Annotated in this window: 11 protein-coding genes; 2 read left to right on the plus strand and 9 right to left on the minus strand. The window is 54.5% G+C overall.

The features are described from left to right. Positions 1-90 precede the first annotated feature (90 nt). The 6 genes from ACYZYZ_RS00265 to dksA form a co-directional block, all read right to left on the minus strand. Positions 91-774 carry a deoxynucleoside kinase gene (locus tag ACYZYZ_RS00265; protein ID WP_305169876.1) on the minus strand — a complete coding sequence of 228 codons (684 nt, stop codon included), beginning with the start codon at positions 772-774 and terminating at the stop codon, positions 91-93. Then, on the minus strand, positions 758-1267 hold the full coding sequence (folK, locus tag ACYZYZ_RS00270) for a 2-amino-4-hydroxy-6-hydroxymethyldihydropteridine diphosphokinase (RefSeq protein WP_305169877.1): 510 nt from the start codon (positions 1265-1267) through the stop codon (positions 758-760). The genes ACYZYZ_RS00265 and folK overlap by 17 nt, the downstream gene beginning before the upstream one ends. Beyond that, on the minus strand, positions 1260-2621 hold the full coding sequence (gene pcnB / locus ACYZYZ_RS00275) for a polynucleotide adenylyltransferase PcnB (RefSeq protein ID WP_461482849.1): 1362 nt from the start codon (positions 2619-2621) through the stop codon (positions 1260-1262). The genes folK and pcnB overlap by 8 nt, the downstream gene beginning before the upstream one ends. Positions 2622-3023: 402 nt before the next feature. Then, positions 3024-4388, minus strand: a complete 1365-nt coding sequence (locus tag ACYZYZ_RS00280; protein ID WP_461482850.1) for a sigma-54-dependent transcriptional regulator — start codon at positions 4386-4388, stop codon at positions 3024-3026. Positions 4389-4513: 125 nt separating this feature from the next. Further along, complete coding sequence (gene gluQRS, locus ACYZYZ_RS00285) at positions 4514-5401, minus strand: tRNA glutamyl-Q(34) synthetase GluQRS (RefSeq protein WP_461482851.1); 888 nt, start codon at positions 5399-5401, stop codon at positions 4514-4516. A 39-nt stretch (positions 5402-5440) separates the two neighbouring features. After that, the gene (gene dksA / locus ACYZYZ_RS00290; RefSeq protein ID WP_305169881.1) at positions 5441-5887 is read right to left on the minus strand and encodes an RNA polymerase-binding protein DksA; all 447 of its coding nucleotides are present in this window, start codon (positions 5885-5887) and stop codon (positions 5441-5443) included. A gap of 230 nt (positions 5888-6117) precedes the next feature. Here dksA and ACYZYZ_RS00295 point away from each other — a divergent pair, with 230 nt between their 5' ends. Together ACYZYZ_RS00295 and sfsA are read left to right on the plus strand one after the other, a co-directional pair. Next, complete coding sequence (locus ACYZYZ_RS00295) at positions 6118-7281, plus strand: pyridoxal phosphate-dependent aminotransferase (protein ID WP_461482852.1); 1164 nt, start codon at positions 6118-6120, stop codon at positions 7279-7281. A 7-nt stretch (positions 7282-7288) separates the two neighbouring features. Continuing rightward, positions 7289-7993 carry a DNA/RNA nuclease SfsA gene (sfsA, locus tag ACYZYZ_RS00300; protein WP_461482853.1) on the plus strand — a complete coding sequence of 235 codons (705 nt, stop codon included), beginning with the start codon at positions 7289-7291 and terminating at the stop codon, positions 7991-7993. A 13-nt stretch (positions 7994-8006) separates the two neighbouring features. On the opposite strand, the gene ACYZYZ_RS00305 is transcribed toward sfsA, so the two are convergent. The 3 genes from ACYZYZ_RS00305 to ACYZYZ_RS00315 form a co-directional block, all read right to left on the minus strand. Next, positions 8007-8192: a hypothetical protein gene (locus ACYZYZ_RS00305; protein WP_305169884.1), complete on the minus strand. Its 186-nt coding sequence runs from the start codon at positions 8190-8192 to the stop codon at positions 8007-8009. Positions 8193-8275: 83 nt separating this feature from the next. Further along, complete coding sequence (gene rep, locus ACYZYZ_RS00310; protein WP_305169885.1) at positions 8276-10306, minus strand: DNA helicase Rep; 2031 nt, start codon at positions 10304-10306, stop codon at positions 8276-8278. Positions 10307-10384: 78 nt separating this feature from the next. Continuing rightward, on the minus strand, positions 10385-11775 hold a 1391-nt coding region (locus ACYZYZ_RS00315), incomplete at its 5' end, for a PHA/PHB synthase family protein (protein ID WP_461482854.1).

Raw genomic sequence — 11775 nt, forward strand, 5'->3', positions numbered from 1 at the left:
CCCCGGGATTTGAGGTCGCGCAGGGTGTGGATGGTGACAGTTTTCATGGACGAATCGGTTCCATTGGATGGCTCGGTACCCAGGAGGCGTTCAGAGGCTTGCCTGGGGGTTGTAGTAATGGCGCCCGGACTTGATGTTGAGCATGTAGCTCACCAGATTCTGGTAGTCCTCCTCATTACTGCTGAGATCGATGTCAGTGGCATTAACGATCAGCAGGGGGGCATCATCGTAATAATAGAAAAAACGTGTGTAAGCTTCGTTGAGTTGTTCCAGATAGCGGGCCTCAATGGACTGCTCGATCTCAATGCCGCGGCGCTGTATGCGTTCCAGCAACACCTCAGTGGGAGCTTGCAGGTAGATCACCAGATCGGGTTTTGGTGCGTCGATCGTGAGCTGCTGATATACCGTCTGATAGAGTTTGAGTTCGTCGTCGTCGAGGGTGACCTGGGCGAAAAGCTGGTCTTTATCGATAAGGAAGTCTGCCACCCGTACCTGTTGGAAGATATCCCCCTGGCGCAACTCCTGAATCTGTTTGGTGCGCTGGAACAGGAAGTGAAGTTGGGTGGGCAATGCACCGCTGCGGGGGTCTTCGTAAAAGCGTTCGAGAAACGGGTTCTGCTCGGCCTGTTCCAACAGGGTTTCGTAGTTGAAGCTGCTGGCCAGACGCTTGGCCAGTGTGGTTTTCCCCACGCCGATGGGACCTTCCACGGCAATGAAGCCCGGCAGCTTGTAATCCTCGAGAGCAAGATCCAGATCGTTAGCCAGTTGTTCCACAGAAATCTCCAGGCGAGAGGCGAACGATACCTTCAGATGGACAATTTTCCAAGCGCATTGCCAGGGTGTTGCCGTCCGGGAATCTCAGTTGAGCATTGATCTCCGCCAGCGGCAACAACACGAAATTTCTCTGGTATATACCCGGGTGAGGAATTTTTAATTCCGGAAGGTCAATGACCTGATCGCCGTAGAGCAAAATATCCAGATCCAACGTTCTCGGTCCCCAGTGGTGTTCCCGTACTCGTTGATGATCCTGCTCAATGGCCTGCAGTGCCTGTAACAGTTGGGTAGGGGGGAGGGTAGTGTTCAGTTGCGCCACGCCATTGAGGTAGTCGGGCTGGTCCTGTGGCCCCATGGGTGGTGTCTGGTACCAGCTGGATAAGGCGGACAGGGTGGTGTCTGGCAGATTGCTGAGGGCGAGGGAGGCGCGTTGCAATTGATCCAGTGGGTCGGCCAGGTTACTGCCGAGGCCAATATAGACCACTTCAGTCATGGTCGCCCTGGGGTGCGGAGGAACGTTTGCGCGGGCGGCGGCGACGGCGGCGCGATTTGGGTTGATCCAGGTTGCTGGTCATTTCCTCTTGCGTGTGTTCATTGGCTTCCTGGAAGCGGGTCCACCATTCACCCAGACCGGGCTCGATTTCTCCGGCGTCTTCGCGCAACAGCAGAAAGTCATAGCCGGCGCGGAAACGGTTGTTTTCCATCAGGCGGGATGCCTGGGTGCCGGCGCGGCGCGGCAGGCGCAGTTGCAGTTCCCAGATCTCCCTCATAGGCATGCTGAAGCGTCTCGGAATGGATATGCGCTGGCAGGCTCGGTGAACCACTTCGCCGGCCGCCTGTTGCAGGGCGTAGACGGGGGAGCTGTTACCGCTTTCAAAGGCCTTGCGTCTTTCCAGAACGGCAGGCCAGAGGATGGCGCCCAGCAGGAAAGCGGGTGTCACCCGTTTATCCGCACGAATGCGCTTGTCGGTATTGGTCATGGCCTGCTCGAGAAATTCGAGGTAATAGCCGGGGTCCTTTGACAGCGCTTCTTCCGTGGCGGGGAACAGCAGTTTGAACAGGCCGAACTCCCGGAGCAGCCGGAAGGTGGCCAGTGCATGGCCATGCATCAGGAGCTTTAGTACTTCATCAAATAGTCTGGCGGGAGGGATATCGGCGAGCAGGTGCCCGAGTTTGCCAATGGCTCGGGCGCTGTTTTCTTCGATCCTGAATCCCAGCTTGGCGGCAAAGCGGACAGCTCTGAGCATTCTCACCGGGTCTTCCCGGTAACGCTCTTCGGCGTTGCCGATAACGCGTATCAGCCGTTGCTGAATGTCACTCAGTCCATCGGCATAGTCAAAAACGCTGTTGTCCTGTGGGTGGTAATACAGGGCATTCATGGTGAAGTCACGGCGACAGGCATCTTCAGTTACCGAGCCAAAAATATTGTCTCTCAACAACAGACCCTTGGAAGAGCGTCGTGACTGATCACGTCCCTTGTGCTCTGCCGTGTGGCTGGCGCGGAATGTGGTGACCTCGATGACTTCTTTGCCCATGCGTACATGAACAATCTGGAAGCGTCTGCCAATGATACGCGCGCGGCGAAACAGTCGGTTGACCTCTTCAGGAGTGGCGTCAGTGGCGACATCAAAATCCTTGGGTTGCATACCCAACAGGAGGTCGCGTACACAGCCGCCGACAAGGTAGGCTTCATAGCCATCGCTGACCAACTGCTCCACCACTTTTTTTGCACCGGAAGTGATTTGACGGGGGCTAATAGGGTGGTCGCCGGAGGGGATTGTATGGGGTTCCCCCGGGAGGATGGGTAGCGGGTCTTTGCGGAAGTAGCTGGCGATCTTTTTCAGCATTGGTGATGTGCTTAAACGGGAAAGACGCATTCTAGCACAGGGGGTGCGAAGGACGCTCCTGTTGACGATATTGGTGTCGAGACCCTGGCGATTGGCATTAAAAAAGGGAAGCCCGAAAGCTTCCCTTGTATCCCATAGGCTATAGGTCGACGGGTCTACCCCCCTAATCAACCGGTTAGCAATCCATCCAATTGTTTATTTTTATTATTTATTTTTTTAATTATCAGCTGTTTTTATTGTACATGTGATAGAGCAGGAAGTGTGCCAAAAATAAAATTTATTTATCATACAATAAGTTAAATTTTTTTTGAGACGCAGATCACACTTTTTGGGCTAAAAGTGTTACCTATATACACGCATGGGTGCGGAAAAAAGTAACAAATTAGGTGACACTTTAGTGGGTTAGGCGTCTTTCTTGCGCGGGATACCCAGTTTTTGGCGGCGTTCCCAGAGGCACTTACGGCTGATGCCCAGCTTTTTGGACAGCTCTGTTTCACTCATGGCTTCCTGGTGTTCGAGTACAAACCGGGTGAAATAGTCTTCCAGTGAGAGCCCTTCCGGGGGATCGATATTGGTCTGACGGAATGTATGGCTGCTGCGCTGTTCCAACTCCTCGTCAATCTCAACCAGCGACAGGTCAATGCCTAGCAGGTCGTGGGTGATCTGTTCGTTTTCGTCGCAGAGAATGGTGGCGCGTTCCAGGGAGTTCTCCAGCTCACGGATATTGCCTGGCCAGTGGTAGGTGGTGATTGCCTGAATGGCATCAGGGGCAAGTTTGAGATGGGGCTTTTTAAGTTTTTCACACTGCTTTTCCAGCAGCATATCGGCAATCTCCAGAACGTCCTTACCGCGTTCTCGCAACGGGGGCAGGTCGAGATTGACAACATTGATGCGGTAAAAAAGGTCTTCCCGGAAGCTGCCCTGTTCGCAGAGCTTTTTCAGGTTGCGGTGGGTTGCCGCGACCAGTCGTACATCCACCTTGTGTGACTTCACTGAACCGATAGGGCGAACTTCTTTTTCCTGTAGAACGCGCAGTAGCCTCGCTTGGGCTTCGAGGGGAAGTTCTCCAATCTCGTCTAGAAACAGAGTGCCGCCATCCGCCGCCGTGACCAGGCCCTTGCGGGCTGAGGATGCGCCGGTGAATGCGCCTTTTTCATGGCCAAATAGTTCCGCTTCGATAAGTGTTTCGGGAATGGCTGCACAGTTGACGCAGATAAGCTGGCCACGGTAGCGATTGCTTTCGTTGTGTATGGCGCTGGCGGCAAGTTCCTTACCGGTGCCGGTTTCGCCATGAATCAGTACCGTGGCATCGGTCTGCGCCACTTTCTGAATAATATTAAACACGGACTTCATCGCGGCACTGGAGCCGATCATGCCTCTTCCGGACAGGTCCGGTGCCTTGAGAGAATGAGCTGGCTTGGGGTTGTCCAGAATTCGCCGCACGGCATCAAGCAGTTCCTTGGAATCGAAGGGCTTTGGAATAAAGTCCACGGCGCCCATACGCATGGTTTCCACGGCGGACTTGAGGCTTGCATAGCTGGTCATGATCAGCACTGGCACATCGCCGGCTAGCTGGATCAGGTCGGTGCCGGGGGCACCCGGAAGTCGCAAGTCGCTGATGATTAGCGAGAAGTCTGTCAGATCGTATTTGTCGAGTGCATCCTGGATGCTGTTGGCCTCGCTGGTTTCAAAGAGCTGGCCGTTAAGCAGTTTCTTGATAGAGCTTCGAATGCTGTCTTCGTCTTCGACAATCAGGATGGAATCCATGAAACGCCTGCCGCAAAGGGGAATGTTCGTGCCGTTGTTAGTGTTACCTTGTTGTTACCTGGATGCAAGCCCGGGGAATAACTTGCTGGTAGCACACCTCCCTGTGACAGGGGCAATTGTAGACTTTATGGTGCCAGCTGCTGGATGAGGCCCGGAACGGCCTTGCGATCCCAGTGGGGTATGGCCCAGGTGATCAGTTCGCCCGGTGTTGCCTGTTGCAGGGCTTGAGGCGGAGTCATCCCCAGCCATTGCATGGCGACCCAGAGATTAAGTGTGGGAGTGGTTCTTTCAACAGGGGGGGCCATGTTCTGTTTGCTGAGTTTGTTACCTGCAGTATCCACGGCAACAGGTAGGTGGCCATACTGAGGTGAAGCGACACCCAGCAGTTGCTGCAGGTAGATCTGTCGTGCTGTGGAATCCAGCAGGTCGCTGCCGCGTATGACGTGGTTTACGCCCTGAAAGGCATCGTCCAGTACCACCGCTAACTGATAGGCGAATAAGCCGTCTTTACGGTGCAACACAAAGTCACCGACTTCCTGTTTGATGTGCTGGTGCTGCTGGCCCTGGAAAAGGTCGGTATAGTTGATTTCGCTCTCGTCGGCCACGGCCAGGCGCAATGCATGGGGCTTATCCGGGTTACCGGTGTAGGTGCAGCGGCGGGGGTGAAGACCACCTCGTTCCTTCAGTTGCTGGCGACTGCAATGACAGCGATAGATTAAGCCATCAGCCTCGAGCTGCTTTAACGTCTCCCGATAGGCATCACTGCGTGTGCTCTGGAAAAGTACCTTGCTATCCCAGTGCAGGGCATGAATTTCCAATTGCTGGAGAATCAGATCTGCGGCACCTGCCATTTCCCGTGGGGGGTCGATATCTTCCATGCGCAGCAGCCATTGCCCGTGGTAATGCCGGGCATCGAGATAGCTGGCGACAGCAGTAGCCAGGGAGCCAAAATGCAGGGGGCCGGTGGGTGAAGGCGCGAAGCGTCCGATATAGGGCGTTGCAGGGGATACCATGCGAGGGGATTGGAAGCGGCAGTGCCGCTTCCTTCAGGATCAGCCGCCGGTGAGCTGTTTTTCCTTGATTTCGTCGAGGGTTTTACAGTCCACGCACAGGTTGGCTGTAGGGCGTGCTTCGAGTCGACGAATACCGATTTCGATACCGCACTGATCGCAGAAACCATAGTCGTCGTTTTCGATACGCTCCATGGTGCTGTCAATTTTCTTGATCAGTTTACGTTCGCGATCCCTGGTGCGCAGTTCAAGGCTAAATTCTTCTTCTTGTGTCGCCCGGTCAGCTGGATCAGGGAAGTTGGCAGCCTCATCTTTCATATGAGAGACGGTGCGGTCCACTTCTTCCATGAGTTCTCTTTTCCAGGCCAGCAGAATTTGTTTGAAATGCTCACGCTGGTTCTCATTCATGTACTCCTCACTCTTTTTCTCCTTATAGGGAGAAAAGCCGTGAAGGGAAGCAACGGTGGCAGTTTCTGCTTTTTTTGGCATCTTTTTCAGTCTCGGTGAGTTACGAGACCCGCGTTTATAGTGCCAGCGGAGAAATTTTTCAAGTAAAAACGTGCTTTTTTGATTAGTGGTGTCAGTGGAAGGTCAAATCACCCGACCCGGTGGGCCTTTGGCGGGGGTTGGGCGCTGTAGGCTTTGTCCGGCATTCAGGACATAATGCCGTGCCATAGCCTTGCTTGAGAATGGCATTCCCTGATCATGATGGAGCTGCAGTGACGAAACTGGCCAACCGCACCCGCAACCTCACCTCCTTTAAAGTGGTGGATTTTCTAGAGGCGGCACAGTCTCTTGAAGCGCAGGGGCGGGATATTATTCACATGGAAATTGGCGAGCCGCGGTTTGAAACCGCTGCGCCAATTCTCGAAGCCGCCAGGGTGGCTATGACGGAGGGGCGCACGGGTTATACCCCTTCCTGTGGGATTCCCGAGCTGCGTCAGGCCATTGCCGATTTCTACGCAGAACAGTACGAGGTCGAGATTGATGCTCGCCGCGTGATTGTTACTACCGGCAGCAGTGCGGCGCTGGGTATGGTCTGTGAGCTATTGCTGAATCCCGGCGACGGGTTGTTACTGGCCGACCCGGGCTATCCCTGTAATGCCAATTTTGTGAGACGCCTGGATGCCGAGCCGCAGTTGGTGCCGGTGGGGCCGGATGAGAATTACCAGCTCAGTGCCGCCAGTGTGGAGGAATACTGGCGCCCCAATTCGGTGGCCGCTATGGTGGCTTCTCCGAGTAACCCAACCGGTACCGTGATAGATCAACAGCAACTGGCGGAGCTTTATCGTCAGGTGAAGGCGCAACAGGGGACCTTGATCGTTGATGAGATCTACCATGGTCTGACCTATAGTGATGTGCCATTGAGCTCAGCACTGTCTGTGGCCGACGACCTGTTTGTCATTAACAGCTTTTCCAAGTACTTCGGCATGACCGGCTGGCGGCTTGGCTGGATGGTCGTCCCCGAGCCAGTGATCGATACCCTGACCGTGATGGCGCAGAATTTTTATATCGCCAGCCCCAGTATTGCCCAGTATGCCGCGCTGGCCGCATTTCAACCGGACACTCGAGAGATTCTTGAGCAACGGCGTCAGGCCTTCCAGGCGCGTCGTGATTTTTTACTGCCGGCCCTGCGAGAACTGGGGTTTCGTATTGATCGTGTGCCTGAGGGTGCCTTTTATCTTTATGCCGATGTCTCCACCTTTACTGATGATTGCGAGGCGTTCTGCTGGCAGTTGCTTCGTGAGCACGGCATTGCCTGCACGCCGGGGACTGACTTTGGGCATAACAAGGCCCGCCAACATATTCGCTTTGCCTATACGGAATCATTGCCGCGGCTGGAGGTGGCAGTAGATCGTTTGCGACGGGCGTTAAAAGGATAAAGAAGTTATGAAGATAGAGCCGCCACTGGAGCAGGCAATATTGCTGAAGCGCTATAAGCGCTTTCTTGCGGACATCCGCTTAGCAAATGGTGAAGAGATGACCATTCATTGTCCCAACACCGGTTCCATGAAGAACTGCTGGGCACCGGAAACTCCATGTTGGTTTTCCCGTTCCAATGACCCGAAACGCAAGTTGCCCGGTACTCTGGAAATTACCAGCACACCGGATGGATTTCTTGCCGGGGTGAACACCGGGCGGCCCAACAAGCTGGTGCGTGAAGCCATTGAGAGTGGGGTGATCGCCGAGTTGCAGGAGTACAGTGAAATTCGCCCTGAGGTGAAGTACGGGGATGAGAACAGCCGTATCGACCTGTTGTTGATCGACGGCGAGCGGCGCTGCTACGTGGAAGTGAAAAATACTACCTTGGGTGTTGGAGATGGGCGCGTACTATTTCCGGATGCAGTCACAATTCGGGGAGCCAAACACCTGCGGGAGTTGATGGCGATGGTGGAGCAGGGGCACCGGGCCGTACTGGTCTTCTGTGTACAACACAGCGGTGCGCAATCGGTGGGGCCAGCGGATGAGATTGATCCGGTGTACGGGCAGACTTTACGGGAAGCGATGGATGCCGGTGTGGAAGTGCTGGCCTATGGTTGTGATCTTTCTGCAGAGGAGATCAGCCTGAGGTCGGCCCTGCCATTTTATTTATAGCAGGGTTGACCCTTTAGCTATTTTGGCTGATGCCCAATGATGAGGTCAGTTCAGCGGCTTCTTGCAATAAACCGCTGTAGGCCTGCGCAACGAATTGATGAGGGAGAAAAATCCCATTTCCGTTGATGTCGGCAAACAGGGTTTTAATACAGTCTGCGCATTCGCTTTCGTCGGCGTTTTCGAGTTCAGGCCTGGACATGGCCAGGACGCTTACTCGATCAGCCGCAGTGAGAATAGCGCAGTAATTAGAAAGTTTGTTTTTCAGCAGGTTGCTAAGCTCGATTAAGCAAACAGGCCTTTCAAGGCATCCAGAGATTCCCGGCCTTTCTTTTTACCGACTTCCGGATCGCTATTACCCATACCCTCTGTTTCCAGATCTTCCTGGGGTAGCTCGTCGAGAAAACGGCTTGGCGTGGTTTCCGAGACTTCCCCGAACAATTTACGCCGTGCCGCCATGGTCATGGTCAGGGTCAAGCGCGCGCGGGTGATACCGACATAGGCAAGGCGCCGCTCCTCTTCAATATTCTCTTCGTCAATGCTGTTTCGGTGTGGGAGTATCCCCTCTTCCATGCCAATCAGAAATACGTGGGGAAATTCCAGGCCTTTTGCCGCATGTAGTGTCATTAGTTGCACTTTGTCATCGGCGGAGTCCTCTTCCTGGCGGTCGAGGAGGTCTCGCAGAATCAGTTTGGCAATGGCATCTTCCACGGCGGTGTCGCCACTGCCTTCTTCTCCCGGAATATCCAAGTCATCCTTAAGCAACAGCTGTTTGATTTGTGCTACCAGGAAGTGAACATTTTCCATGCGCTTTTCGGCCACTGCTGAGCTGCTGGCGTTCTGATGCAGCCATCCCTCGTAATCGATGTCGTCGATCATCTCCTTTATCGCCGCCACAGGGTCGCCGTTGCTGCATTGGCGCGCCACCTGTTCTATCCAGTGGCGGAAACGCTGTAGGCGTTCCAGGTGTTGTGGCGACAGTTGGGACTGAAACCCCACCTCGTCAATGGCTTCCATCAGGGGGATTTCCCTCTGGTTCGCATAGGTGCCCAGCTTTTCCAGTGTGCTGGTCCCGATCTGGCGACGAGGGGTGTTAATAATGCGCAGGAAAGCGTTGTCGTCGGCACTGTTCACCATCAGCCTCAGGTAGGCCATGATGTCTTTGATTTCCGTGCGGGCATAAAACGAAGTGCCGCCACTGAGGTGGTAAGGAACTCCCTGAGCCTGGAGTTTCAATTCCAGTAATCGAGCCTGGTGATTGCCACGGTAGAGTACGGCGAAGTCACGGTAGTGGCAGCTTTTTCGCAGGCGCAGGTTGATAATTTCATTCACCACCCGCTCCGTTTCCGCATCTTCGTTATCGGTGCGAATCAGCCGCAGTGGATCCCCAGGTCCCAGTTCGCTCCACAGAGCCTTGCTGAACAGGTGGGGGTTATTGTCGATCAGGCGGTTGGCCGCTCGCAGAATACGCCCGGTGGAACGATAATTCTGTTCCAGTTTGATCACATGAAGTTCCGGGAAGTCATCCTGCAGCTGTTGCAAGTTTTCAGGTCGGGCACCACGCCAGGCATAGATGGACTGGTCATCATCGCCGACCACGGTCAGAGAGCGGCGAGTGCCCACCAGAAGTTTTACCAGTTGGTACTGGGCAAAGTTGGTGTCCTGGTATTCGTCCACCAGTAGGTAGCGAATCCGATTCTGCCATTTTTCCAGAGTCTCTGGAGACCGTTGGAACAGCAGCGTAGGGATAAGAATCAGGTCGTCAAAATCCACGGCGTTATAGGCGCGCAGTGCTTCCGTGTAGCGCTTGTAGACCAAGGCCATGGCCTGCTCGCCGCCACTGCCGGCTTTTGAGAGTGCGTCTTCCGGTGTCTGTAAATCATTCTTCCACTGGGATATTTGGTGTTGCATCAGGTCAAGGTGATCTGAATCCAGGTCGGAGCTCTTGACCATCAACTCACGCAGCAGTGTTTTCCCGTCTTCGGCATCAAAAATGGAAAACCCCGGTTTGTATCCCAGCTGTCTGATTTCTCGACGGATAATATTCAGGCCGAGGTTGTGGAAAGTGGAAACTGTCAGGCCGCTGGCTTCATTACCCTTGACCAGCTTGCCTGCGCGTTCCTTCATTTCCCTGGCGGCCTTGTTGGTAAAGGTCACCGCGGCAATATGACGGGCGCTGATGCCGCATTGCTGGATCAGGTAGGCAATTTTCTGGGTGATCACACTGGTTTTACCGCTGCCCGCACCGGCCAGTACCAGCAAGGGCCCGTCAATGTATTTAACGGCAGCGCGTTGTTGTGGATTCAGCGTCGTCAAAGCTGGTCAGCCAATGGTGAGTTTGTCGGGCGGCGGATTGTAGCAACCGGGCATCAGAATGCCAGTGCTTGAGTGGCATTATCCAAACACGTATTTTCCCGGCGCCGGCCACAACACGTTGTAACCCTGATCAGGTGCGCCGATGGGGGGTGGTGCCACTTCTTCACTGCACTGCTGGTCGAGCCACAGGTCAAGCACAGGCCACCAGGAGCCGGTGTGTGTTTCCTGCGATGCCACCCAGCTGTCGGGGTCGATGTACTTGTCGGTGGACTCCCGAAACGCCACCTGGTAAGTGCGCCGGGGGTGTTCCGGGCCACAGGCGATACCGGCGTTGTGGCCGCCGCTGGTGAGCAGGAAGGTGATATCACTGCGTGCGATGTGATGTATTTTGTAAACAGATACCCAGGGTGCAACGTGATCGGCGGTAGTGCCGACTACAAAAAACGGCACGCGAACATCCTGAATAGCAATGGGCTTGTCATCGATCAGGAATTTGCATTGCGTCAGGCGGTTTTCCACGAAGAGTTCATGCAGGTAGCGGCTGTGCATGGCTGCGGGCATTCGGGTGCCATCGGCATTCCAGGCCATCAGTGGAATGGGTTTTGACTCCCGGCCCATGTAGTAGCGTTCCACGGCGGGATTCCAGATCATGTCCTGGGCTCGCAGTGCTTTAAAGGCACCGCCCATACTGGCTGCTTCAAGGTAGCCGTCGGTCCACATCATGCTGTCAAGGAATGCCAGCTGGCTGGCGCCGAGGAAGCGAGTAATCTCTCCGGCTTCGGTGAAATCCACCTGTGCTGCCAACAGGGTGACGCTGTTCAGGCTGTCGTCGTCTTCTCTGGCCAAATAAGCCGCGCCAATGGAAAGCAGGGTACCGCCGATGCAATACCCCATGGTGTTGATTTTAGTGTCGGGAACCACGGCTTTGACGGCATCTAGAGCTGCGAGAAAACCGTGTTTAAGGTAATCATCCAGGTCCAGCTCGCGGTCGTCCTTGTCAGGGTTTTTCCAGGAGATCATAAATACAGTTTTGCCCTGGCCAACCAGATAATTCACCATGGAATTTTCCGGCAGCAGGTCGAGAATGTAGTATTTCATGATCCAGGCGGGGACGATCAGCAGTGGCTCTTTTGCGACTGTTTCTGTTGCCGGGCTGTACTGGATGACCTCAATAAGGTGGTTTTGATAAATCACCTGGCCCGGGGTGACCCCGAGGTTCTCGCCCACCTTGTAGTCGCCCATATCCGGGCGATCATCTTTGAGCAGTTTTTTCTGGATATCCCGCTGCATGTTGCCAATGCCTTCCAGCAGGTTCTTGCCTTTGTTATCCCAGGTGACCTTGAGTACCTCGGGGTTGGTGGGCAAGAAGTTGGAAGGAGAGGCGATATCAAGCAACTGCTCGTTCATGAAATTGACCAGCTCGACATTGAGTCGATCCATGCCGGGCACTTCGGTATCGGCTTCCCGCA

The sequence above is a fragment of the Porticoccus sp. genome (assembly GCA_023261185.1).
In the GTDB taxonomy this organism is placed as follows: Bacteria; Pseudomonadota; Gammaproteobacteria; order Pseudomonadales; family Porticoccaceae; genus Porticoccus; species Porticoccus litoralis.

Coding starts and splice junctions, on each gene's coding strand:
- folK (WP_305169877.1), bottom strand. CDS start 1,267: ATGACTGAAGTGGTCTATATTGGCCTCGGCAGTAACCTGGCCGACCCA.
- pcnB (WP_461482849.1), bottom strand. CDS start 2,621: ATGCTGAAAAAGATCGCCAGCTACTTCCGCAAAGACCCGCTACCCATC.
- ACYZYZ_RS00280 (WP_461482850.1), bottom strand. CDS start 4,388: ATGGATTCCATCCTGATTGTCGAAGACGAAGACAGCATTCGAAGCTCT.
- gluQRS (WP_461482851.1), bottom strand. CDS start 5,401: ATGGTATCCCCTGCAACGCCCTATATCGGACGCTTCGCGCCTTCACCC.
- dksA (WP_305169881.1), bottom strand. CDS start 5,887: ATGCCAAAAAAAGCAGAAACTGCCACCGTTGCTTCCCTTCACGGCTTT.
- sfsA (WP_461482853.1), top strand. CDS start 7,289: ATGAAGATAGAGCCGCCACTGGAGCAGGCAATATTGCTGAAGCGCTAT.
- ACYZYZ_RS00305 (WP_305169884.1), bottom strand. CDS start 8,192: ATGTCCAGGCCTGAACTCGAAAACGCCGACGAAAGCGAATGCGCAGAC.